The organism is Brucella ciceri (assembly GCF_041930145.1).
In the GTDB taxonomy this organism is placed as follows: Bacteria; Pseudomonadota; Alphaproteobacteria; order Rhizobiales; family Rhizobiaceae; genus Brucella; species Brucella intermedia.
Genome location: NZ_JBHEEV010000016.1, coordinates 31,959 through 54,885, shown reverse-complemented (window position 1 = coordinate 54,885; position 22,927 = coordinate 31,959). Strand labels below are relative to the sequence as shown.

The window sequence follows — 22,927 nt, the reverse complement described above, 5'->3', positions numbered from 1 at the left end:
GCAAGTCTGACATCCCTCGAAGTCGAACTTGAGAAAACCTTCGGACTGGACCGCGCCATCGTCGCCCCCCTCTCTTCACCCGACATCGATCCTATCCCGCCAATCAGTGCCGCCACGGGCGCCTATCTTTCCGAAAAGGTGCAGCACGGCATGACGATCGGGGTGGGCTGGGGACGTACCCTTTCCAGCACCCTGCAACATATCGGGGCGCGCCCGCTCAACGATCTGAAAGTCATTTCCCTGCTCGGCGGCATCGTACAGCCGCGCCGTTCAAATCCGCCGGAATTCGCTTGGCAGTTTGCGCAGATTTTTCAGGGCGAAGGCTACCTGATCCCCGCCCCGGCTCTGGTCGACAGCAAGGAAACCCGCATTGCCCTCATCGAGCGCTGCGGGCTGAACACCGTGCTCGACATGGCCGAAGAACTCGACATGGTCCTGCTCAGCGTCGGCGATATTCAGACCGCCAGCAGCACGTCCTATCGTGTGGGCCTGATCGATGAGGCGCAGAAACTGTCCCTCATCGAAAACGGCGCCGTTGGCGACGTGCTGTTCCATTTCTATGACAAGGACGGCAAGATCGTCGATGATCCGGTCCATGATCGTGTCATGTCGGCGAAGATCGAAAGTCTACAAAAGACGCCGCAGCGTATCCTCACGTCAGGCGGAAAAGAGAAGATTGCAGCCCTGCTTGGCGCGATAAAGCTTCTGAAGCCGACCGTTCTCATCACCGATGAAGAAAGTGCGGCGCAGATGCTCCGTGAAATGGCGCAACCGGAATGAAAGACAGCACATCGCTGCAACGCGATGTGCCGTTCTTGATTACATTGCTTCGGCAGCGGCTGCGCACTCCTTCAGGATTTGCAGCACGGCAGTCCGCTCCTCGATCTGTGGCATATGTCCGCAACCGGCGAAGATGTGGACGCCAACTTTGCCCGGCAGACCATGCGCGTGAACCACGGGGATAACCCGGTCTTCCGCTCCGAAGATAAGCCGCACCGGCATCGCAAGAGCTGCAATGCTTGAGCGAATCTCAAAGGTTTGGGTGCCATCTGCGAAGAACCGGGCGCCAATCGCTTCCTGCGTATTGCGCAGTTCTGTATCGGCAGCCTGCGTAACTGTTGCATTAATGAACGGCTTGGTCAGACGGGTCTCGTCGGCGACGAGCAGTTTCAGCCAGGGAACGATGCTGGCTTCGCTTTTCGCGCCGACAAGCCCCTTGATGAAGGCGCCGTTGATCTGGGGTCCCAAGCCGCCCGATGAAATCAGCAGCAAAGAGCGCACATCGATGAGCCCCCGCGCCGCGACGACACTCGCCACAGCGCCACCAAGCGAATGCCCGACCAAAAGGCACGAGCTAACACCCAGGGATCCGAGCGTCGCTTCAACCCCGGCAGCAATATCATCGATATTTTCGGGGACGATGCGGGGCGAATTGCCATGTCCGGGAAGATCAAGCGCCAGGATCGGACGGCCCAGCGATGCGCCGGCAAACAATCCGCGCCAGGAATTGAGATCGGCTGCAAAGCCATGGAGCAGAACCACCGGCAGACGCCCTGCTTCCCCCTCACGCAACCAGATTGCATTGAGCTGGCCGAGTGGGGTCGGTTCGGCATTTTTGCTTGCAAACGATTTGGCCGGTATCGCAAGGTTCGCAACGCCGATATCGCCTTCGACGTCCTTCTTCTGCACGCGGCCCTTCGGACCCGATCCCTGAACGGTAGCCAAGTCGATGCCTGCATCACGCGCAAGCCGCCGGGCGAGCGGTGTCGCCCGGACCTTGTCCGCTGAATCCCGTTCGTCGTCTTGGGAGGACTTGGGATCATGCTGTTTCGGCGTTGCTGTTTCGATTGCCCTATCGACGGGCGCAGCAGCAATCGGCTCTTGGGCAACCGCTGCGGGCTTGCCGCTGCGCTCTTCGCCTTCTTCATAAATCCAGGCGACAGCCTGGCCGACAGGCACAACGGCCCCTTCCGCCGCGCTGATGTCCGCGATGACGCCCGAAGCAGGCGCCTCGACTTCCATCGCAGCCTTGTCGGTCTCGATTTCAAAGAGAAGCTGGCCTTTCGTGACCATATCGCCATCCTTGGCGTACCATCGCGAAATCTGGCCCGTTTCCATATCCATATCGACCTTGGGGAGAATGACTTCCACGGCCATGGTCAGCGCACTCCCTTAACCAGATCGCGAGCGCTTCTCAAAATGTCGGGCACCTGTGGAACGGTCGCGCGCTCGAGGTCGGGATTATAAGGAATTGGAGTTTCGGCACCGCCAAGGCGCACGATTGGTGCATCGAGATAGTCGAAAGCATCGCTTTCCGCGACGATTGCGGAGATTTCAGCACCGATGCCAAGCGTCTTCACCGCTTCATAAACGCAGAGCAGCCTGGACGTCTTCTTGACGCTTTTGATGATGGTTTCGCGATCGATCGGACGTACCGTGCGCAGGTCGATCACTTCAACGTCGATCCCTTCCCGCGCAAGTTCGCCAGCCGCATCGAGCGCCTTGTGCACCATGATGGCGGTTGCAACAATAGTCAGGTCGCGACCTTCGCGCACCACTTCCGCCTTGCCGATAGGAACCGTGTAGAAGCCTTCGGGAACAGGGCCTTTCATCTTGTAAAGCAGCTTGTGCTCAAAGATCATCACAGGGTCTGGATCTTCGACGGCCGCCAGCAACATGCCTTTGGCGTCATGCGGGGTGGAAGGCTGGAGGACCTTCAGGCCCGGAACATGCCCCAGCCATGCCTCGAGGCTCTGGCTATGCTGCGCCGCAGCGCCCGTTCCAGAGCCTGCCGGAAAGCGCATGACCAGCGGCACGGACACAGCACCGCCAAGCATGTAGCGGATTTTTGCCGCCTGATTGACGATCTGCTCCATACCGAGGGCAGCAAAATCGGAAAACTGGAACTCAAAGATCGGACGCATGCCGGTCAATGCTGCACCAACCGCTACGCCAGCGCCCCCCAGTTCCGAAATCGGCGTATCCATAACGCGGTCTTCACCGAAGCGATGGACAAGATCACCGGTCACCTGAAATGCGCCGCCATACACGCCAATGTCTTCGCCCATCAGAAACACGCGATCATCGCGCTCCATGGCAATCGCCATGGCTTCCTGAATGGCTTGCGAATAGCTCAACTCACGGATTGTCGTGTCCATGTTCAAATATCGTCCGTGTAAACGTCGCGGGTCAGATTGGTAAGATCGGGCGCAGGGCTGTTCTTGGCGAATTCAATCGCCTCGGCGATTTCCTTCTCGACCTCGGCGCGGATTGCCTCGATCTCGGCGTCGTTGATGAAACCATAGGCTTTCAGATCAGCCTCGAAATGCGCGATTGGATCGCGATCATTCTGCCAATGCTCGATTTCTTCCTTGGTACGATACCGGTTGCGGTCGCTCTTGGAATGACCTCTGATACGGTAAGTCTTGTTTTCGATCAGCGTTGGCCCATCCCCGCGCCGTGCGCGCTCGGTGGCCTCGCTGACGGCTTCCGCCACTTCGGACAGATTATTGCCATCCACGATCACGCCCGGCATGTTGTAGGCCGATGCGCGGTCGGCGACATTCGCAACCGCCGTCGATCGCCGGGTGGAGGTGGACATGCCGTAACCGTTGTTTTCACAGACGAAAACGACCGGGAGCTTCCACACCGAAGCCATATTGAGAGCTTCGTGGAAGGCACCTTCATTGTTCGCGCCATCACCGAAGAACGACACGACAACTTTGCCGTTTTTCTGTTTCTTGGCGGAAAGCGCAGCACCTACCGCAATCGGAATACCGCCGCCCACAATACCGTTTGCGCCAAGATTGCCCTTGGAAACATCGGCGATGTGCATGGAGCCGCCACGGCCCTTGCAATAGCCGGTTTCCTTGCCGAAAAACTCGGCAAACATGCGCTTCACGTCCGCGCCCTTGGCGATGCAGTGGCCGTGACCGCGATGCGTGGATGTGATCATGTCGTCGTCATTCAGCGGCAGGCACGAACCCATGGCACTGGCTTCCTGCCCGATGGAAAGATGCATCGTTCCGTGAATGAGGCCGCGCGTGTAGCTTTCCTCCGCCCCCTCTTCAAAGCGCCTGATGAGATACATCTTGTGCAGCGCTTCTTTCAGTTGATCCGGCGAATAGGTGCGGAAGGCATAGGGCAAGTTGTGACGGTCGCCCGTATCCTGCGGTTCGACTTTTTTGGCTTGAACCATGATGTTTGTCCTTACGCTCCGTAAACGAGCTTGTCCTGACGCGCGCGCAGCTCGGCAATCCTGGAACCGGGAGCCACAGCCGCGTTATCGTAGGTGATGAGCTCGCCCTTTTTGATCGGCCTGGTCACGCTGCCACCTTGCAGAAGCCCGCAGGGGATCGCATGCGCGCTACGCGCTTCGCCTGAGGTCATGATCCACGCGCGGTAGCAATATTCGCCAATCGCATCGAGCTTTTCGCCTGGCTGCATGTCCTTCTTTGCAACCGCAGCCACTTCCGCGACCGGCTTTGAAAGCGGCACCATGTCCGGCTTGCCGTAGAGCACCACCCGGGCACAGGTGAGCGGCACTTCGAGGGAAGTCAGGTGATATGGACGATGGAATGTGAAATATGGACCCTTGCCCATCTTCAAATCTTCCATACGCTCGGAAATACGCGGATGCGACATGTCGGCCACGACAAACACGCCCGGAGCTACGCCCTTGCCGATCGAATAATCGACCACGCCGACCTTCGACAGCACGCCGCCGTCCTTTTCAGGAATCAGTGTCTTGTTGAGCTGATCCAGCGTTGCAGCAGGGCCATGCATGCCAGCCTTATCCGGGACAAGACCCGTGGCATTGGCAATGGCGGCCATTTCGACCATGGTTTTCGAACCATCCACGAATTCCACCAACATGCGCACATTCATGTTTCGGCGCGTGGCTTCTTCAATATATTGGTCGGGAACAGCATCGATGTTGAGGGGATTGTTCTTGCCCTTTCCTGCAGCCACAATCGGATGGCCCATCGCCGTCACAAACTCGATCAGTTCCATGCATGACGACGGCTCATCGCCGGCACCCAGTGAATAGGTGACGCCGAGACGTTCGGCTTCCGCTTTCAGGTAAGCGCCGATCGTGACGTCAGCTTCGACATTCATCATGACGAGATGCTTGCCGTGCTCCATGGCGCGCAGGCCGATTTCGGCGCCGACAGCCGGAACTCCGGTCGCATCGATCACAACATCAATAAGGTCGTTTTCAAGGATCAGATCGGCATTGTCGGTTACGGCGACCTTGTGCGCCTCCATGGCGGCAGTCAGATCGGAAGCGGTCGAAACCTCGCGGCCATGGCCTTCTTCCTGGAAAGCAATATCGACCGCTTTCAGGGCATTGGGAATACGCAGTTCGGAGATGGCGCCGATTTCGATGCCGGGCATATGCGCGACACGCGTGACGATATCCGTGCCCATCTCGCCCGAGCCGATCAGGCCGATGCGAATGGGCCGCCCACTATCCGCACGCGCCTGCATGTCACGCGCCAAACCTGTCAACGCCACATTGGTTGCCATCGTTTCCTCCTGAACCTCCCTGCAAAAATTCTCGCAGTCTCCTCTGATACCCTATGGATTAATGAACATTTGTTTTTAAGTCAATACCAGTGTTCATTAAGGGGCCGCAAGCCGGAGCATCCAGATGCCATATTGTTATTCAACTTTGGTTTGATATAGAATACAAATGTTCTGCCGTTTCGCCCGGTTCACTTTTTGAAACGTCGATACGTGCGAGCTAATAATGGCGTTCTGTTAGCTCGGCGCACTTTGGGAAAGTGCCCCGGGGGGAGGAGAAATAAATGGACGCATTTCTGAGCGGGTTGAAATCGGCAATCGATACATTGGGGGCAACGGTTCTGCTGCCGATTGTCATCTTCATCATTGCCGTCGTACTTGGCGCAAAAGTGGGCAAGGCCTTCCGTGCAGCCGTGACCATCGGCGTGGCTTTCATCGGTATCAATCTGGTTCTGGGCCTGATGTTCACCTCTATCGGTGAAGTGGCGCAGGCAATCGTCACCAATACCGGCATCAAGCGCGATATCGTCGATGTCGGGTGGCCTTCGGCTGCTGCAATCGCCTTCGGCTCGTCAGTGGGCTTATGGGTCATTCCGGTCGGCATTCTCGTCAACATCGCGCTTCTGCTGCTACGCTGGACACGCACGCTGAATGTGGACGTGTGGAATTTCTGGCACTTTGCCTTTGTCGGCTCACTGGTCGTCGCTGCAACCGACAACCTTGCCTATGGCATCATCATTGCAGCGCTCGTTGCCGCTCTATCGCTGTTGTTTGCAGACTGGTCAGCGCGCGCCGTTCAGCAATTCTATGGCGTGCCGGGCGTTTCCGTGCCGCATCTGGCTTCCGCGCAGATTCTGCCGATTGCGATCATCCTCAACTGGATCATGGACCGCATTCCCGGCATCAACAAAATCAATATCAGCACCGAAACCATCGAACGCCGCTTCGGCGTGTTCGGTGAACCGGTCGTGCTCGGCCTCATCATCGGTCTGGTGCTCGGCCTCATAGCATTTTACAATGCGGGCGATTTCGGAACTATCCTGGCAAAGGTTCTCGGCACCGGCATGACGCTTGCCGCAGTGATGCTGCTTCTGCCGCGCATGGTCAAAATCCTGATGGAAGGACTGTTGCCGGTATCGGACGCGGCGCAGGAATTCGTGCGCAAGCGCACCGGCGACCGCGAACTTCTCGTCGGCCTCGACTCGGCTATCCTCATCGGGCATCCGGCGGCGATTTCGTCCTCGCTCATTCTCGTGCCGATTGCGATCATCCTGTCGGTCATCCTGCCGGGCAACCGCGTGATCCTGTTTGCCGACCTCGCCGTCATTCCGTTCATCGTCGCCATGACTGCACCGCTCCTGAAAGGAAACGTGTTTCGCATGGTCGTCGTCGGAACGATTACGCTGGCCATCGGCTTCTATGTCGCCAATGCTCTCGCACCGTTGTTCACCAGCGCTGCCGTTTCATCGGGCTTCAAGCTGCCTGAAAACGCCCTGCAGATTACGTCTGTGGTCGACGGTTTCCTGTGGGTGCCATATGTCATCATCTCGGCCATCCAGTGGCTCGGTGCCATTGGTATCGCTGTGATCGCCGTGGTCATTGCAGCACTTTTCATGCTCTATCGGCGCAACACGCTGGCATGGGAACGCGCCGCAGGTGCGGAGGACGAACCGGCGGACGAAATTGCTGCCTGATGGCAGCGGTGATCGGCGCAGAAATCAAAGTCGCACGTCGAGATCGACGTGCGATCTTGTCTAAAACGGAGAATGCAATGGCAGCTGGCCTGATAGATTTTCTCGACCCGCAAGCGATTGAGCTTCAGAGCGAAGCGAAAACCAATGAAGAGATCATCCGCATCCTGGCGGGTAAACTGGAGAAGCTCGGTTATGTGAAGCCGAGCTATGCCGATGCCGTTGTCAGTCGTGAACTGTCGATGCCCACGGGACTGCCGCTTGAGCGCGACGAGAATGTTGCCGTGCCTCACACGGACCCCGAGCATGTCCTCAAGGCCGGAATTGCCCTGGCGACGCTGAAATCGCCGATTGAATTTGCCAATATGGAAGACCCAGAAGAAGCTGTTCCTGTGGGATATGTCTTTCTGCTTGCCATCAACGACAAGGACAAACAGATTGAAACCCTGCAACAGATCATGGCGACCATACAGGATGCTGATGCACTCGACAGGTTGAAAGCGGCGCGCACGCTGGAAGACGTTCAAACCGCGCTGCAATGAAGCGTCTCCCGAGAGCTGTTTCACAGTTTTAGGAAAAGATGCGTGGTTCAAAACAAACGGGGAGCGCGGTCGCACTCAATCAGGCCGCCTCCGCTCTTAATGAATGAACTTGGAGGAACCCATGGCCAGAATAAAAACAATTCTCTTCGCTTGCGGCACGGGTGTAGCGACATCCACGGCGGTGAACGCGACCGTTACCGAAGAAATGAAAAAGCGCGGGCTCACCTTCAATGCCCAGCAGGCAAAAGCGACCGAAGTTGCTTCGCTGGCCGACAATGTGGATTTCATTGTTTCCACCACGCCTATCTCAGCCTCGGTGAACAAGCCTGTCATCAAAGGATTGCCCTTCCTGACCGGCATCGGCAAGGATCAGGTTCTCGATCAGATCGAGGCTGAACTGCGCAAGTAACATCCTGACGATCCGCGGGCGTCGTCTGGAAAGGAGCGGTCATGCCGCTCCTTTCCAGTTTTGGCGCTCAGAAAGCCTGCTCGGGCATCCGCGGCAAACTCGTCAGAAGCTTTCTGGTGTAGCTATGCTGCGGGTCGGAAAGAATATCCCGCGTATTGCCCTGCTCCACGATCCGGCCCTTTTCCAGAACGATCAGCCGTTCACATAGCAGGGCGACCAGCGCAATATCGTGCGACACCACCACGAAAGTGGTCCGTTCTGAAAGTGAGCGCATGAGTTCGATAATGCGGGCGCGCGTCGTGAGGTCGAGAGCGCTCACCACCTCGTCGGCGATGATGAGGTCGGGCTGCGAGACGATCGCCCGGGCAATGGCGATGCGCTGGCGCTGGCCGCCGGAAAACTCGTGCGGATAGCGGCGAGCCGCATCCGCAGGCAGATCGACGGAAGCAAGCGCCTGCGCAACTGCCTGCGCAATATCGGTCTGGATTTTCAGGGATCGCAGCGGTTCCGCGATAATGTCGAATACGCGCTGACGCGGATCGAGCGATGAATAGGGATCCTGAAACACCGCCTGGACGGAACGGCGGAAGTCGCGCATGAAACTGCGATTGCGGATATCCAGAGGATTGCCGCGAAACGAAACATCCCCAGAAGAGGCGCGCTGCAATCCGAGCAGCAATTTCAACATGGTCGTCTTGCCCGACCCGGACTCACCGACAATGCCGAGATTGCTTCCGGTCTCAAGCTTCAGATCGACATCGTGCAGGACCGTCTTGCCGCCTGTATAAGCGAAGGAAACGCGCGAAAGATCCATCAACGTCATCGCGCAACCTCCAGCGCAGCATCGAACGCCCGCGCAGCAGACACGAGCCCCTGCGTATAGGGTTGCTGCGGGTTGGTGAAGAGTTCCGCGACCGGGCCTTCTTCTATCAGCTGTCCCTGCCGCAGAACCAGCGCACGTTCGGTAACGGTGGCGACCACCGGCAGATCGTGGCTGATGAACAGAAGCCCCATCCCCTCGTCCCGCACCAGCTGTTCCAGCAGTTTCAAAATCTCGGCCTGCGTGGTCACATCAAGCGCTGTCGTCGGCTCGTCTGCAATCAGAAGCTTGGGGCGGCAGGCAAGAGCCATGGCGATGGCTGCGCGCTGGCGCTGGCCGCCCGATATTTCATGCGGCCAGGAGCGGGCAATACGTTCCGGGTCTGGCAGCGATACGCGTTCCAGAAGTGCATGGACCTTTGCGTTCAATTCACTCTTTCCCAGCCTGCGGCCATCTCTTGCGGCGCGCCGGTGGACGACCAGACCGACCTGCTTGCCGATCCGCATCAGGGGATCGAGCGCCGTCATCGGCTCCTGAAACACCGTCGCGACGCTCTGGCCGCGTAACGGAACCAGATCACGGTCGCGCGCGCCGATGACCTGACGGTCATCGAGCATGACCGATCCGCTTGCACGCATCCCGTCCGGCAAAAGCCCCATGATTGCAAGTGCCGTCAGCGACTTGCCTGAACCGGATTCGCCGATCAGGCCGACCCGTTCACCCTGGCCGACAGACAGCGAAACGCCCGCGACCAGCGGCTTGCCGCCGGTTTCAATATGAAGATTCTCTACTTGCAGCAAAGCACTCAACGTCGCCTCCTCCGCGTCGGGTCCGCCACATCGCGCAGCCCGTCTGCGAACAGATTGAGCCCGATCACCAGCGACACGAGCGCCAGACCCGGCGCTATAGCGCCAAAGGGCGCCGTATAAACCGACGCCTGCGCTTCCTGAAGCAATCGCCCCCAGGAGGAGTTGGGCGGCGGAGCGCCGAGACCAAGATAGGAAAGCGATGCTTCGGCGATGACCGCCAGCCCGAACTGGAGCGCGAAATTCACGATCAATGTCGGCCAGATATTCGGCAGCACGTGGATGCGGACCAATCCGAACCAGGATGTGCCGGAAATACGCGAGGCGGTGATGTAATCCATCGCCAGAACGCGCTTGGCAAGGATGCGGGTCAGACGCGCCACGATGGCCGAACCGGCAATGCCGATGGCCACTATCGCTGTCGTGAGGCTGGCGCCATCGCTGGAAGCAACGATCAGCATTGCCAGCAGCAGCGTGGGGAAGGCTATCAGGATATCGAGCGTTGCAGCCAGAACGTCATCGAGCGTCTGTGTCGCAAAGGCTGCGAGGACACCAAGCGTCACGCCAATTACGGCGCTGATCGCGATGGCTCCGCAGCCGACGACAAGCGCAATGCGTGAACCGATCATGATTTGGGTCATCAGATCACGTCCCAGACGATCCGTACCGGCCCAATGCAGCCATGAAGGCGCTTCCAGTCGCCCGCCCACCATTTCGCCAACGCCGTATGGGGTCCACACCAGCGTAAGGAGAGCGACAACCAGATGCACTCCGAGCAGCAATCCTCCCGCGACCAGCGGCCACGGCAACCGGTAGGCTGGCTTGGGATGGGAAAGCTCCATTTGCACAGGTTCCGTCATGCTCCGCCTCCCGCTGATCGCTGGCGCAGACGCGGGTCGATCAGCCGTTGCAGCAGGTCCGCGGCAAAGCCCACCAGCAGCACCAGAAGCGTAGAGACGAACAGCACACCCTGAACGTTGGGATAGTCGCGCTGCTCTATGCCCAGCAGAAGCATCGAGCCGAGGCCGGGAAGCGAAAATACGCGCTCGACCACAACCGCACCCAGCAATGTCGATGCAAGTTCGATCCCCAGAATGGAGATCACCGGCACCGCGCCGTTGCGAATACCGTGACGGATGAGCGCCTGTGAGAACGTCGCGCCAAGCGCCCGCGCGGTGCGAAGATAATCGCTGCCAAGCACATCCTGCGTGGCGGAACGAACATAACGGATCAATGATGCCGACATGACGATGGCAATGGTCGCAACCGGCAAGACAAGCGCCTGAAAAGCAGCAGGCGCCGACTGCCATCCGCGCGATGGAAAGCCGCCGGAGGGAAACAACCGCAGCTTGACGGCAAAAATCCAGACGAGGAGAATCCCGATCCAGAAAACCGGCACGGCGATACCCAACTGGGAAACGACAGATATAAGCGATCCATACCAGCGGTTCTGGCGCACGACCGACAGGATACCGAGCGGTACCGCGACGATGATGGCAACGAGAAAGGCCATCAGCGTCAAAGGCACGGTCACGATCAGACGCTTGCCGATTTCGCTCAGAACGGGTGCTCCACTCACGAAGGAATTACCGAGATCGAAGCGCAAAAGACTGCCGATGAAGCGCAGGAATTGTTCATAGAGAGGCAGGTCCGACCCGACCTGTTTGCGCGCGGCCTCGATCTGCGCTGCATCCGCGCCTACGGAAACGAGCGCATTGGCAGGATCACCCGGCAACAGGCGCAACAGCAGAAACAGTACGATCGATGCGATGAGAACCGACAGGACCAGTATGGCCGAGCGGCGTATGACATAGGCGAAAATAGGGATTACCTCTCCGATGTGAGGGGCAGCGCTCAGCCCCTCATGCAAATGCGACAACGCCGCCGGAAAATAATTCAGGCGGCGCGGTCTGTCGAGTTCGTGTTCTCGATATCGACAGGCGGTTACTATTCCGCCTTCACGATGTCATAGGCGAAGAACTGCGAATTCAAGCCGTTGAGGGGGTAACCGCTGACCGATTTCTTTGAAACGACGATCTGCGGATAAAGGTAGAACCAGTTGCTTGCCGCGTCCTCGGCAATGATCTTGTTGGCCTCAGTCAGTTTTGCAGTCTGTTCGTCCGTGGTCGCGCTCGCCTCCGCTTCCTTGATGAGATCGACAACCTTCGGATTGTTATAACCCCAGTAGAAATCGGGATTGCCGTAGAAGACGATGTCGCGGTGGTTCACATGCTCCTGCAAGGTGGCCTGGAAATCATGGGCCTTGTAGACCTTCGTGTACCATTCATTGGCGGTAATGACGTTGATCTTGACCGTTACGCCGACCTTGGCCAGTTCGCTCTGGATAAACTGCGCGGCAATCGGGTGCGGGTCATAATTTGGCGTGTCGATGGTGAAGGTGAAGCCGTCTGGATAACCGGCCTCCTTCAAAAGCTCCCGGGCGCTTTCGGGATCATAGGCGTCGACCTTTGTAAGATCGACATACCACGGATCGGTCGGCGGCACGAAGGAGCCGATCAGCGTGCCATAATCGCCCCATACGGCCTTCAGCAGCTTTTGATCGTCGATGGCGCGAGCAAGTGCCTTGCGTACTTTCACATTGTCGAATGGCGCAACGCGGTCGTTAAAGGCTAGAAGCAGCTTGGTAGTAGATTGCCCTTCACTGACGGTGAAATCCGGATTGTCCTTGAACTGTGCCAGCGAATCCGGACTTTGGACCGACGTGATGATATCGACGGACCCGGTCAGCAATGCATTGTTGAGCGCGCTCGCATCGGTGAAATACTGGAACACCACCTCACCGTTTTTCGGCTTGGCTCCCCAATATTTATCGAAGCGCTTCATGGCCAGCGATGAACCGCGACGCCAGTCTTCCAGCTCGTAAGGTCCGGTTCCATCTTCCTTCGACTGCAAGTCCTTCGCTTCATCGTTCACCACCCATACATAGCTCAAATTGTATGGCAGGGAGATCGAGCGCGACGACAGCTTGACGACAACCGTCTCATCGTCAGGGGTCTCGATAGCCGAAATGGATTTCAGGCTGCTTTTGCGCGAGCTTTTCGATTCCGGCGCGGCAACGCGCTCGATGGAAAACTTCACATCCTTGGAAGTCAGCGGCGCGCCCGAGTGGAACGTCACGCCCGGTTGCAGCTTGAACGTATAGGTAAGCCCGTCATCGCTGACCTTGTAATCCTTCGACAGGACCGGCTCGACCTTTCCGTCATCGGCCAGCCGGAAGAGGGCTTCATAGACATTGCCGTTGAACGCTTCGTTGATGCCCTGCCCTGCGCCTGCCGTATTATCGAGGTTCTGCGGCTCATAGAGCGAACCTATATTGATTGTCGCGTCGGGGTCGCTTTCCTGTGCCAGCGCCTGGCCGAACGAACCCGCACCAAGGGCCACGGCCAATGCCGCACTCAGCCCCCAGTAGGCCAATCCCGATTTGCGATTGCGAATGTTGAAGCCGCCCATATTATTCTCCTGCGTGGAAAGCGCCCTTCCGGGCTCTCCGTCAGAGCATTTCCCGTTTTATCGGGAATGCTCTATCCATTTGTTTTTACGCTGTCTTATTTCGAAACCGGTACCGCTTTCGAGAAACATGCCTTGACGACGGTTATACCGCGACGGAGAGAGCATCGGTAAGCGGCGACACGATGAGATAGTGAGAATTATTAGAAATTTATTCTATAAAGAGTCAATCGATTGGATAAACCATCCGGACGCCAGCTCGGACCATCCGATATAAGCCACACCGACAAAGCACCAACCTCGAGAGATCAGCCATGAGCTATATGGACCGGCACCGCGCACAGGAACTGCTTACTGCGGAAGGCCTGGAGGCTTTGGTGCTTTTTCAGCCTGAAAACTTTCGCTATGCAACAGGGATTGCGGCGGGCGTGGCGACAATGTGGGGGCGCGCCGGCTCTGCCATAGCGCTTGTTCCGGCAGATGCCTCGACACGTTCAAGCACCATTATCAGCGACCAGGCTCTGGCGGCAGCTGGTACCACGACTGATGCCATCGACCTTCGCTCGCACAGAATCTGGATCGATGCCGTTACGGTTCATGGCGCGCGCACGATCGAGGACATTAACGCAGCCTATCGCGAGAGCGGCAATATCGGCCCGCGCCCGGAAACCTTCGACCAGAAGGCAGCCTTTCAGCTACTTGCCGACGTGATTGCCGAACGGGGCCTCGGGCGGGCGAGCATCGGGATCGACCTCGAATTCGTACCGGCTGCCGATTTTGAACGCCTGAAAGCAGTCCTGCCCTCGGTGCAATGGCGCGACGCCTCTCGCATCGTCAAGCAACTGCGCCTGATAAAGAGCGCCCGCGAGATCGAGTTTCTGCGCAATGCCGCCCGTTATGCGGAAGGCGGCTTGCAGAGAATGGCGGCGACAGCGCGGTCCGGCGTCACGGCGGCAGAGCTTTCCGACGCCTGGCTGGCCGGAGCGACAAGCGCCGCCGAAGCAAACGGAGAGCGCCTGTCAGGTCACTGGGCTTATATCTCGACCGGACCTGACCTTCAGAACCCGGCGGCGCAATTGGCGGAGGGCGGCCTCATCAAGGCCGATGTCGGCACACTGGTGAACGGCTATTCTTCAGATGGCGCGCGCACCTATGTCTACGGTGAGCCTGCGCCGCTCGCCAAGCAGATTTACGACGCGCTTTTTGAAACGTTCCATGCCGGTATCGCCTTGCTGAAGCCCGGCAATACATTCGGACAGGTCCACGAAACAATGCTCTCCACCATGCGGCGTCATGGTTTCAGCGAATATTATCGCGGCCATTTCGGGCATTCCGTCGGCTCCGCGCTCGGAATAGAGGAATGGCCCTTTATTTCGCATGCCAACACCATGGTCTTTGAACCCAATATGGTGCTGGCTGTGGAAGCGCCGTTCTACGCAAACGGCGTGGGGGCGCTGATGATCGAGGAACAATTCCTCATCACCGCAGACGGAGCGGAAACGATGAATACCCTTCCGCGCGAGCTTGTCTCGATAGGCTGACGTCAGCGGGTCTGCGACCGGCTTTGGTCGCTCATTAGTCGCGAAGCGAGGCCATGGTCGCCCCTCTTCATGAGCGCAACAATTATCTTCATTTGACTTTCCTTTTGTTTTCGATTTTCATTGTTTGGCTTTCACACTCGCAAAGGCTGAACGTGTGATCAGGTGGAGGAACATGTCAGTTGCTAATGCGCATGCCCTCTTCTTAGACAAAAGCTGCAAGCTATATGCTTATCCAAGTAATCCGCCTCGAGTTTGCTCGAGCATAGGCCGGGGCCCCATGGTTGCGCCTGCTGACTGGCGCGCATCGAGCACCTGGCCCGGGGTTGTGGTAAGGTGGGCGGAGCCTTTGGCGAAACACATCTTCGGCAGCGTTCGGAATGGCACTGGAATATGCATGTTTTCCGAAGAAGCACGGAAACGGCCTGCAGGACACAAGTTGCTCATAAGGGATAAGGCACAGCCCCTTGAAGTCCATATTGAGAGGATATGCCAATAAGCGCAATAATTCCGACGGTTGGAGGAGGCCTCGGGACATATGCTGGAACTGCGAAATATCTCGAAGACGGTCGGAGGAGCCACGCACATCCATCCGACAAATCTGGTCCTGCCACGCGGGAGCCTGAATGTGCTGCTCGGACCAACCTTGTCCGGCAAGACCTCCCTCATGCGCCTCATGGCTGGACTGGACAAGCCAAGCGAAGGCTCAATTCTGTTCGACGGACAGGATGTTACCGGCATGCCCGTCCAGAAGCGCAATGTGGCGATGGTCTATCAGCAATTTATCAATTACCCGGCCTTGACCGTTTATGAAAACATCGCTTCGCCGATGCGTATCGCAGGAAAGTCCCAGTCGGAAATCGACAGTGAGGTTCGCAAGGCCGCAGAGCTTCTGAAGCTGACGCCCTATCTTGACCGAACACCGCTTAACCTCTCCGGCGGCCAGCAACAGCGCACTGCGATTGCGCGTGCCATCGTGAAAAAGGCCGATCTCGTCCTGCTCGATGAACCGCTGGCCAATCTCGACTACAAATTGCGGGAGGAACTACGCGAGGAACTGCCGCGCATCTTTGCCGAATCCGGCGCTATCTTCGTCTACGCAACCACCGAGCCTTCCGAGGCGCTGCTGCTCGGCGGCAATACGGCTGCGCTTTCGGAAGGCCACATCACACAGTTTGGCAGAACAATCGACGTCTATCGCCGCCCGCTCGACCTCATCACAGCACGCACATTTGCCGATCCGCCTTTGAACACGGCTCGCATGGTCAAGTCAGGCGATCGTTTCCTGCGGGCGGATCGCCCGGCCATCGCCGTGCCGGGCCAACTGGCCCATATAAGTGACGGTCCGCTGACCATCGCGTTCCAGCCGCATCATCTGCTCGTCCGTCCAGCGGAAAATGCTACAGTTCCCATTCGGGCCCGCACGCTGGTGTCCGAAATCGCCGGATCGGAAAGCTTCATCCATCTCGATTACGAAGGCGACCGTTGGGTCATGCTGGCGCACGGTATCCAGATCATCGAACCGGACCGCGAAATCGAAGTCTACCTCGACACGCGGCATCTGATGGCATTCGATGAGACCGGTCGCGCCGTCGGCCACGCGGCCGGCTTGGCGGCATAGGAGGACGGCGATGGCACGTATCACTCTCGATCATATCCGCCACGCCTATAATGCCAAGGCGCAGGCCGCAGGCGAATACGCCCTGAACATGGTCAATCATGAGTGGGAGGACGGCAGTGCCTATGCGCTGCTCGGCCCGTCCGGTTGCGGCAAGACGACCCTGCTCAACATCATCTCCGGTCTTCTGAAGCCGACCGAGGGGCGCATTCTCTTCGATGGACAGGACGTGACCGGCCTGGCGACCGAGGACCGTAACATCGCGCAGGTCTTCCAATTTCCCGTCGTGTACGACACGATGACTGTTTTCGACAATCTCGCCTTTCCCCTGCGCAACCGTCGCATGCCGGAAGCGGAAGTGGAGCGCCGCGTGAAGGACATTCTCGAAATGACCGATCTCGGCGGCATTGCCGGGCGACGGGCACGCGGACTGACCGCGGATCAGAAGCAGAAGATCTCACTGGGTCGAGGTCTGGTACGCGCAAACGTCAACGCGATCCTGTTCGATGAACCGCTGACGGTTATCGATCCACATATGAAATGGGTCCTGCGTTCGCAGCTGAAGCGGCTGCACCGTCAATCGGGTTTCACCATGGTTTATGTAACGCATGACCAGACCGAGGCGCTGACATTCGCCGACAGGGTAGTGGTGATGCACAATGGAGAAATCGTGCAGATCGGCACGCCCGCTGAACTGTTCGAACGCCCCAAGCACACATTCGTCGGCTATTTCATCGGCTCTCCAGGCATGAACCTCATGCCCGCCCGGATTGACGGCCAAACTGCCAGGGTCGGCGCGCAAACCATCTCACTTTCTGGCATTCCTCAGATTGGCCATTCGACACAAATCGAGCTGGGCATCCGACCGGAGTTTGTAAAGCTCGGTCGTGAAGGCATGCCAATCCGTGTCGACAAGATCGAGGATATCGGGCGTTACCGCATCGTGCGCGCGGGCTTCGAGGGGCAGAAACTGGCAGTGGTGGTCGGCGAGGATGAGGACATACCCGCAGACCCGCGTGTGACCTTCGATCCGAAGGCTATCGGCATATTCGCGGATTCCTGGCGTGTGGGGATGGAGGGCTGACCATGGAGAAAAGCTGGAATAACAAAGCCTGGTTCATGGTCCTGCCGGTGCTGGTGCTGGTCGCCTTTTCCGCAGTCATTCCGCTGATGACGGTAGTGAACTATTCGGTGCAGGATACATTTGGCAATAATCAGTTCTTCTGGGCCGGAACAGACTGGTTCGAACAGATTCTTCACTCCAGCCGCTTCTGGGATGCGCTCGGGCGTAATCTCATTTTTTCGTTCATCGTTCTGGCTATCCAGATACCTCTCGGCATCCTGATTGCGCTCAACATGCCCAAAAAGGGTTTCTGGGTTCCGGTGTGCCTCGTCACCATGGCACTGCCCCTGCTGATACCATGGAACGTGGTCGGCACGATCTGGCAGGTTTTCGGGCGCAGTGACATCGGCCTGCTCGGCTATTACGCCAACTGGCTGGGGCTGGATTACAATTACGTCAACGATCCGTTCGATGCCTGGGTGACGATCATCCTCATGGACGTATGGCACTGGACCAGCCTCGTGGTGCTGTTGTGCTATGCAAGCCTCGTATCCATTCCCGATGCCTACTATCAGGCCGCAAGGATTGACGGAGCCTCGCGGTTCTCGGTGTTTCGTTACATCCAGCTGCCCAAGATGAAGCGCGTTCTCCTGATTGCTGTACTGCTCCGTTTCATGGACAGCTTCATGATCTATACCGAACCGTTCGTGGTGACGGGCGGCGGACCAGGCAATTCGACGACATTTCTGTCGATCGATCTGGTCAAGATGGCGCTGGGGCAGTTCGATCTTGGACCGGCGGCGGCCATGTCGTTGATCTACTTCCTTATCATCCTGCTGCTGTCATGGGTGTTCTACACCGTCATGACCAGCCACGATCAGGAGGCATGAGATGAACGCCGTACATGGAGCCTCTATGGGCCGCGTGAATGCGATTGCACCGGATGCCAGCGCCGTCAGACAGCACGTAAGCAGACGCGAGACGTCGCGGTTCGGCTGGCTTATACCGACAATCTACATCATATTGCTTCTGATCCCGATCTATTGGCTCATCAATATGAGCTTCAAGACCAATCAGGAAATCCTGACGTCGCTGACGCTGTTTCCGCATGAGCCGACGCTGCAAAACTATCGCGCCATCTTCACCGACTCCGCCTGGTACTCGGGTTATATCAACTCGATCATCTATGTTGTCATGAACATGGTGATTTCAGTCTCGGTGGCATTACCGGCGGCCTATGCCTTCTCGCGTTACCATTTCCTGGGAGACAAACATCTTTTCTTCTGGCTCCTGACCAACCGCATGGCGCCTCCGGCAGTGTTCGCCCTGCCGTTCTTCCAGCTCTATTCGGCATTCGGGCTCATCGATACGCATATTGCGGTCGCACTGGCGCATTGCCTGTTCAACGTGCCGCTGGCCGTTTGGATTCTCGAGGGCTTCATGTCCGGCGTACCGAAAGAAATCGACGAGACAGCCTATATCGACGGCTATTCGTTTCCAAAGTTCTTCGTGAAGATCTTCATGCCGCTGATCGCATCAGGCATCGGCGTGGCAGCCTTCTTCTGTTTCATGTTCTCATGGGTCGAGCTGCTGATTGCACGAACCCTCACGACCACGGACGCGAAACCCATCGCGGCCACAATGACACGCACTGTTTCGGCTGCCGGAATGGACTGGGGATTGCTCGCTGCCGCTGGCGTTCTGACGCTGATACCCGGCGCACTCGTGATCTGGTTTGTCCGCAATTACATCGCCAAGGGCTTCGCCCTGGGGAGGGTCTGACATGTTTCATCTGCCCGACTTCTCATGGATGGCCTGGACCTGGCAGACCGCCGCTTTTTTCTGCGGTATCGCCGCCCTGCTCGTTGGAATGGGTGTCTGGGAATATGCTTCCCCCGGAGGCGCACCACGCAACGGCATCCTGGGGTTCGAGACCACACGCGGCGACCGTCTGTTCATTTCGTTACTCGGCAGCGCATTCATCAATCTGGCATGGCTTGGACTGGTTGGTCCGAACCTGTGGTGGGCTGTCGCCCTCTCGGTGGTCTACGCCATTGGCGTATTTCGCTTTGTTTAAGGTGTCCGAAGCGGAATACGTCCGCTTCATGCAGTAGTGGGCCCGGGGGACATACCGCGCCCGAAAGTCGATATGCACTCGCAAGCTTTGGGAGGATCAACATGCGACGGCATCTAATGACGACTACGGCACTCATCGTGCTGGCAATGACAGGCGCAGCTTCAGCAGGAATGGATGAGGCAAAGCAGTTTCTCGACAAGGAAATCGGTGACCTTTCATCCCTTTCGCGCGCCGACCAGGAAAAGGAAATGCAATGGTTCATCGATGCAGCCAAGCCCTTCCAGGGCATGGACATCAAGGTCGTTTCCGAATCCCTGACCACCCACGACTATGAATCCAAGGTGCTGGCCCCCGCTTTTACCGCCATTACCGGTATCAAGGTCACGCACGACATTATCCAGGAAGGGGATGTCGTCGAGAAAATCCAGACGCAGATGCAGACCGGTCAGAATCTCTATGACGGCTGGGTCAACGACTCCGACCTCATCGGCACGCACTGGCGGTACCAGCAGGTCCGCAACCTGACCGACTTCATGGCCAATGAGGGCAAGGACGTTACCAATCCGGGCCTTGATCTGGACGATTTCATCGGCAGCAAGTTCACCACCGCTCCCGACAAGAAGCTCTATCAGCTTCCCGACCAGCAATTCGCGAACCTCTACTGGTTCCGTTACGACTGGTTCAACGATGAAAAGAACAAGGCCGACTTCAAGGCGAAGTATGGTTATGACCTTGGCGTTCCCGTTAACTGGTCGGCATATGAGGATATTGCCGCGTTCTTCACCGGTCGCGAAATCGATGGCAAGAAGGTCTATGGCCATATGGACTATGGCAAGAAGGACCCGTCACTCGGCTGGCGCTTTACCGATGCGTGGCTTTCCATGGCCGGCAACGGTGACCGGGGCTTGCCGAACGGCCTGCCGGTCGATGAATGGGGCATCAAGGTCGATGACCAGTCGCGTCCGGTCGGTTCGTGCGTCGCACGCGGCGGCGACACCAACGGACCAGCTTCAGTCTATGCGATCCAAAAATATCTGGACTGGATCAAGGCCTATGCTCCAGCGGAAGCGCAAGGCATGACCTTCTCCGAATCCGGTCCCGTTCCTTCGCAGGGCAACATCGCCCAGCAGATTTTCTGGTACACGGCATTCACTGCGGACATGGCCAAACCAGGTCTCCCCGTCGTGAATGAGGACGGAACGCCGAAGTGGCGCGTTGCCCCCTCGCCGCACGGTGTTTACTGGAAAGACGGCATGAAGCTTGGCTATCAGGACGTTGGCTCCTGGACGCTGATGAAGTCCACGCCAGATGACCGCGCCAAGGCCGCGTGGCTCTATGCGCAGTTTGTCACGTCGAAGACAGTCGATGTGAAGAAGAGCCATGTGGGACTGACCTTCATCCGCGATTCCACGATCCATCATCAAAGCTTCACGGATCGCGGACCGAAACTTGGTGGTCTGGTCGAGTTCTATCGTTCTCCGGCCCGCGTGCAATGGTCGCCGACCGGCACTAACGTACCCGACTATCCGAAGCTGGCTCAGCTGTGGTGGCAGGCGATCGGCGATGCGTCTTCCGGCGCAAAGACGGCACAGGAAGCGATGGATTCCCTTTGCGCCGAACAGGAAAAAGTCCTCTCTCGTCTGGAGCGCGCCGGGGTTCAGGGTGACATCGGACCGAAGCTCGCCGAGGAACATGACATCGAGTTCTGGAACAAGGATGCCGTTTCCAAGGGCAATCTCGCTCCGCAGCTGAAGATCGAAAACGAGAAGGAAAAGCCAATCACCGTCAATTACGATGAACTGGTCAAGAGCTGGCAAAAGTAAGGCTGGTAAAAAACTTCATCGGTCGGCCTGTTACGCCGACCGGCGACCCACGTCGGATTGTTTCGCGGTAATGGGGTCTCAAGATTAGGCCCTTATTTCACAAACCACTTAATTGCAGTCCTTTACGATATATAATTTTAAATATACTTACATTGACAAGAAAAACTGCATGATATCCTATTCTGATGCAGCGTTTTACCCACGCGACTTACCATAGAGGGAGGACAGAATGGATATCAGGCCGTCTATCTTTGCCTGGACTTTGACTTGCTCGCTGGCAGTATCCGGCGTCGCATTCTCGCAGGAATCCCGCACAAAAGTTATTCTGGACGCGGACATGGTCGAACTCTTCGACGATGGCACCGCCATGCTTCTGCTTGAGCGGGCTCCCAACATCGACCTGCTCGGCGTGACGGTCGTGTCCGGAAACACGCCCATGCCGGCCGGCGTGGCCGCGGGTGTCCGACAGTTGGAGGCGCTTGGCTCCGACGTGCCTATCTATGAAGGCAGCCGATACGGCATTCGCAACTGGCGAGGGAACAAAGCCACGCCGGAAGTGCTCGCGGCAGAATTGCAGATCAGCCCCATCACCGGTTGGGGCGGCTATCTGCGACCGGATGCGGGCAACGAGATCGATGCCGACCCCACGGCAAAATGGTCCGACGTTTACAAACACAAATATGGCGAAGCGCCATCCTACAAGCGGGTTTATGGCCTGGATAATCCCGACCCGGATGGCAACAGGGACGCCGTCGATTTTCTGGTCGATACAGTCAATAAATATCCCGGCCAGGTCAAACTGGTAGCCATCGGCCCACTCACCAATATCGCACGCGCCATTCTCAAGGACCCAAGCTTTCCGTCGAAGGTCGCCGAAATCGTCTATATGGGCGGTGCTTTCTATGTACCCGGAAATTCGTCAGCATCGGCGGAGTTCAACTGGTGGGCCGACCCTGAAGCCGCCAAGATCAGCGTCCGGTCGAAATGGGGCGATCGAAATTCCGAAACTTTCAAGGCGTATGGAAATCAGGTGATTTCGGGTCTGGAGGCCAATGAACATACGGGCGGAATGCCGGAAGACCTCTATCGAAAAATGGTCGACGGCAGCGTTCCGGGCATTCAGAAACTCTGGCTTGCCCGGGAGGAGCGGATCAAGGCGGAAGGCGGAACCACTTTCGGGCCCGACAATGTATGGGACCTGTTTGCAGCCGCTTATGTCATCGACCCCTCGATTGTGCTCGCATGGAACAATGCGCCTCGTCCCAAGGATGGAACATCTGCGCCTGCTACCGGCGTTTATGTGGACGTGAACACTGAGATGGGCCTGGACTATGGCCGAAGCCTTGCGTTCACCAACAACGATATTGGAGGCAATGGTGAGGCAAGACGGGGACCGGTAGGCACTCAGAAGGCCGCCATTCAGAACTACATCGACGAAGACAAGTTCTGGAAAAAGATCGTTGTCCCCCTGACAACCGCCACAAAGAAATAGGCGTAATCCAAAACCCGGCGCGGTGCGAAACGCAAAACGCCGGGTTGAAGCCTT

General features: G+C 57.6%; 21 protein-coding genes. 12 read left to right on the top strand and 9 right to left on the bottom strand.

Annotated features, from left to right (window positions below):
* Window positions 1–780, top strand: a 780-nt coding sequence (locus tag JNC63_RS20800) for a sugar-binding transcriptional regulator (protein WP_374846741.1), incomplete at its 5' end; no start/stop codon positions are given.
* A gap of 39 nt (window positions 781–819) precedes the next feature.
* Here the strand turns inward: JNC63_RS20800 and JNC63_RS20795 are convergent.
* The 4 genes from JNC63_RS20795 to JNC63_RS20780 are packed head-to-tail and all read right to left on the bottom strand — an operon-like array spanning window position 820 to window position 5,529.
* A complete protein-coding gene (locus JNC63_RS20795; protein ID WP_006470091.1) occupies window positions 820–2,157 on the bottom strand; it encodes an acetoin dehydrogenase dihydrolipoyllysine-residue acetyltransferase subunit in 1,338 nt (445 codons plus the stop codon).
* A gap of 2 nt (window positions 2,158–2,159) precedes the next feature.
* Entirely contained in the window at window positions 2,160–3,158 is a 999-nt protein-coding gene (locus JNC63_RS20790) for an alpha-ketoacid dehydrogenase subunit beta (RefSeq protein WP_025091127.1), read from the bottom strand.
* Between the two features lie 2 nt (window positions 3,159–3,160).
* Window positions 3,161–4,198, bottom strand: coding sequence for a thiamine pyrophosphate-dependent dehydrogenase E1 component subunit alpha (locus JNC63_RS20785; protein ID WP_006470089.1), 1,038 nt, complete (start codon window positions 4,196–4,198; stop codon window positions 3,161–3,163).
* An 11-nt stretch (window positions 4,199–4,209) separates the two neighbouring features.
* A complete protein-coding gene (locus JNC63_RS20780; RefSeq protein ID WP_006470088.1) occupies window positions 4,210–5,529 on the bottom strand; it encodes an NAD(P)H-dependent oxidoreductase in 1,320 nt (439 codons plus the stop codon).
* A gap of 281 nt (window positions 5,530–5,810) precedes the next feature.
* Here JNC63_RS20780 and JNC63_RS20775 point away from each other — a divergent pair, with 281 nt between their 5' ends.
* The 3 genes from JNC63_RS20775 to JNC63_RS20765 all read left to right on the top strand — a co-directional run bounded on the left by JNC63_RS20775 (window position 5,811) and on the right by JNC63_RS20765 (window position 8,168).
* A complete protein-coding gene (locus JNC63_RS20775) occupies window positions 5,811–7,220 on the top strand; it encodes a PTS galactitol transporter subunit IIC (protein ID WP_006471856.1) in 1,410 nt (469 codons plus the stop codon).
* A 77-nt stretch (window positions 7,221–7,297) separates the two neighbouring features.
* Window positions 7,298–7,759 carry a PTS sugar transporter subunit IIA gene (locus JNC63_RS20770; RefSeq protein ID WP_036565264.1) on the top strand — a complete coding sequence of 154 codons (462 nt, stop codon included), beginning with the start codon at window positions 7,298–7,300 and terminating at the stop codon, window positions 7,757–7,759.
* 121 nt (window positions 7,760–7,880) lie between these two features.
* Window positions 7,881–8,168, top strand: coding sequence for a PTS sugar transporter subunit IIB (locus JNC63_RS20765; RefSeq protein ID WP_006471854.1), 288 nt, complete (start codon window positions 7,881–7,883; stop codon window positions 8,166–8,168).
* A 67-nt stretch (window positions 8,169–8,235) separates the two neighbouring features.
* Here the strand turns inward: JNC63_RS20765 and JNC63_RS20760 are convergent, their stop codons facing one another.
* The 5 genes from JNC63_RS20760 to JNC63_RS20740 form a co-directional block, all read right to left on the bottom strand.
* Entirely contained in the window at window positions 8,236–8,991 is a 756-nt protein-coding gene (locus JNC63_RS20760; RefSeq protein ID WP_006470085.1) for an ABC transporter ATP-binding protein, read from the bottom strand.
* The gene (locus JNC63_RS20755) at window positions 8,988–9,797 is read right to left on the bottom strand and encodes an ATP-binding cassette domain-containing protein (protein WP_006470084.1); all 810 of its coding nucleotides are present in this window, start codon (window positions 9,795–9,797) and stop codon (window positions 8,988–8,990) included. Before JNC63_RS20755 ends, JNC63_RS20760 begins: the two co-directional genes overlap by 4 nt.
* The gene (locus tag JNC63_RS20750; RefSeq protein ID WP_006470083.1) at window positions 9,794–10,654 is read right to left on the bottom strand and encodes an ABC transporter permease; all 861 of its coding nucleotides are present in this window, start codon (window positions 10,652–10,654) and stop codon (window positions 9,794–9,796) included. Before JNC63_RS20750 ends, JNC63_RS20755 begins: the two co-directional genes overlap by 4 nt.
* On the bottom strand, window positions 10,651–11,616 hold the full coding sequence (locus JNC63_RS20745; RefSeq protein ID WP_085979591.1) for an ABC transporter permease: 966 nt from the start codon (window positions 11,614–11,616) through the stop codon (window positions 10,651–10,653). The genes JNC63_RS20750 and JNC63_RS20745 overlap by 4 nt, the downstream gene beginning before the upstream one ends.
* Window positions 11,617–11,741: 125 nt before the next feature.
* Window positions 11,742–13,265, bottom strand: coding sequence for an ABC transporter substrate-binding protein (locus JNC63_RS20740; protein ID WP_006470081.1), 1,524 nt, complete (start codon window positions 13,263–13,265; stop codon window positions 11,742–11,744).
* A 311-nt stretch (window positions 13,266–13,576) separates the two neighbouring features.
* On the opposite strand from JNC63_RS20740, the gene JNC63_RS20735 reads away from it, so the two are divergent.
* From JNC63_RS20735 to JNC63_RS20700, 8 genes are all read left to right on the top strand, one after another.
* Window positions 13,577–14,803 carry a M24 family metallopeptidase gene (locus tag JNC63_RS20735; protein ID WP_006470080.1) on the top strand — a complete coding sequence of 409 codons (1,227 nt, stop codon included), beginning with the start codon at window positions 13,577–13,579 and terminating at the stop codon, window positions 14,801–14,803.
* A gap of 535 nt (window positions 14,804–15,338) precedes the next feature.
* Window positions 15,339–16,421 carry an ABC transporter ATP-binding protein gene (locus JNC63_RS20730; RefSeq protein ID WP_006471852.1) on the top strand — a complete coding sequence of 361 codons (1,083 nt, stop codon included), beginning with the start codon at window positions 15,339–15,341 and terminating at the stop codon, window positions 16,419–16,421.
* A 10-nt stretch (window positions 16,422–16,431) separates the two neighbouring features.
* The gene (locus JNC63_RS20725) at window positions 16,432–17,502 is read left to right on the top strand and encodes an ABC transporter ATP-binding protein (protein ID WP_006471851.1); all 1,071 of its coding nucleotides are present in this window, start codon (window positions 16,432–16,434) and stop codon (window positions 17,500–17,502) included.
* A 2-nt stretch (window positions 17,503–17,504) separates the two neighbouring features.
* Window positions 17,505–18,371, top strand: coding sequence for a carbohydrate ABC transporter permease (locus tag JNC63_RS20720; protein ID WP_006470077.1), 867 nt, complete (start codon window positions 17,505–17,507; stop codon window positions 18,369–18,371).
* Between the two features lie 25 nt (window positions 18,372–18,396).
* A complete protein-coding gene (locus tag JNC63_RS20715) occupies window positions 18,397–19,263 on the top strand; it encodes a carbohydrate ABC transporter permease (RefSeq protein WP_006471850.1) in 867 nt (288 codons plus the stop codon).
* 1 nt (window position 19,264) lies between these two features.
* Window positions 19,265–19,558 (top strand): DUF2160 domain-containing protein, encoded by a 294-nt coding sequence (locus JNC63_RS20710; protein WP_006470075.1) that lies wholly within the window; start codon window positions 19,265–19,267, stop codon window positions 19,556–19,558.
* A 101-nt stretch (window positions 19,559–19,659) separates the two neighbouring features.
* Entirely contained in the window at window positions 19,660–21,381 is a 1,722-nt protein-coding gene (locus JNC63_RS20705; protein ID WP_006470074.1) for an ABC transporter substrate-binding protein, read from the top strand.
* Window positions 21,382–21,610: 229 nt separating this feature from the next.
* Window positions 21,611–22,873 (top strand): nucleoside hydrolase, encoded by a 1,263-nt coding sequence (locus JNC63_RS20700; RefSeq protein WP_374846739.1) that lies wholly within the window; start codon window positions 21,611–21,613, stop codon window positions 22,871–22,873.
* Window positions 22,874–22,927 lie beyond the last annotated feature (54 nt).

Excerpts from the sequence above, each read along its gene's own strand:
- JNC63_RS20795 (WP_006470091.1), bottom strand. The coding sequence starts at position 2,157 with ATGGCCGTGGAAGTCATTCTCCCCAAGGTCGATATGGATATGGAAACG.
- JNC63_RS20790 (WP_025091127.1), bottom strand. The coding sequence starts at position 3,158 with ATGGACACGACAATCCGTGAGTTGAGCTATTCGCAAGCCATTCAGGAA.
- JNC63_RS20785 (WP_006470089.1), bottom strand. The coding sequence starts at position 4,198 with ATGGTTCAAGCCAAAAAAGTCGAACCGCAGGATACGGGCGACCGTCAC.
- JNC63_RS20780 (WP_006470088.1), bottom strand. The coding sequence starts at position 5,529 with ATGGCAACCAATGTGGCGTTGACAGGTTTGGCGCGTGACATGCAGGCG.
- JNC63_RS20775 (WP_006471856.1), top strand. The coding sequence starts at position 5,811 with ATGGACGCATTTCTGAGCGGGTTGAAATCGGCAATCGATACATTGGGG.
- JNC63_RS20770 (WP_036565264.1), top strand. The coding sequence starts at position 7,298 with ATGGCAGCTGGCCTGATAGATTTTCTCGACCCGCAAGCGATTGAGCTT.
- JNC63_RS20765 (WP_006471854.1), top strand. The coding sequence starts at position 7,881 with ATGGCCAGAATAAAAACAATTCTCTTCGCTTGCGGCACGGGTGTAGCG.
- JNC63_RS20760 (WP_006470085.1), bottom strand. The coding sequence starts at position 8,991 with ATGACGTTGATGGATCTTTCGCGCGTTTCCTTCGCTTATACAGGCGGC.
- JNC63_RS20750 (WP_006470083.1), bottom strand. The coding sequence starts at position 10,654 with ATGACGGAACCTGTGCAAATGGAGCTTTCCCATCCCAAGCCAGCCTAC.
- JNC63_RS20740 (WP_006470081.1), bottom strand. The coding sequence starts at position 13,265 with ATGGGCGGCTTCAACATTCGCAATCGCAAATCGGGATTGGCCTACTGG.
- JNC63_RS20735 (WP_006470080.1), top strand. The coding sequence starts at position 13,577 with ATGAGCTATATGGACCGGCACCGCGCACAGGAACTGCTTACTGCGGAA.
- JNC63_RS20730 (WP_006471852.1), top strand. The coding sequence starts at position 15,339 with ATGCTGGAACTGCGAAATATCTCGAAGACGGTCGGAGGAGCCACGCAC.
- JNC63_RS20725 (WP_006471851.1), top strand. The coding sequence starts at position 16,432 with ATGGCACGTATCACTCTCGATCATATCCGCCACGCCTATAATGCCAAG.
- JNC63_RS20720 (WP_006470077.1), top strand. The coding sequence starts at position 17,505 with ATGGAGAAAAGCTGGAATAACAAAGCCTGGTTCATGGTCCTGCCGGTG.
- JNC63_RS20715 (WP_006471850.1), top strand. The coding sequence starts at position 18,397 with ATGGGCCGCGTGAATGCGATTGCACCGGATGCCAGCGCCGTCAGACAG.
- JNC63_RS20710 (WP_006470075.1), top strand. The coding sequence starts at position 19,265 with ATGTTTCATCTGCCCGACTTCTCATGGATGGCCTGGACCTGGCAGACC.
- JNC63_RS20705 (WP_006470074.1), top strand. The coding sequence starts at position 19,660 with ATGCGACGGCATCTAATGACGACTACGGCACTCATCGTGCTGGCAATG.
- JNC63_RS20700 (WP_374846739.1), top strand. The coding sequence starts at position 21,611 with ATGGATATCAGGCCGTCTATCTTTGCCTGGACTTTGACTTGCTCGCTG.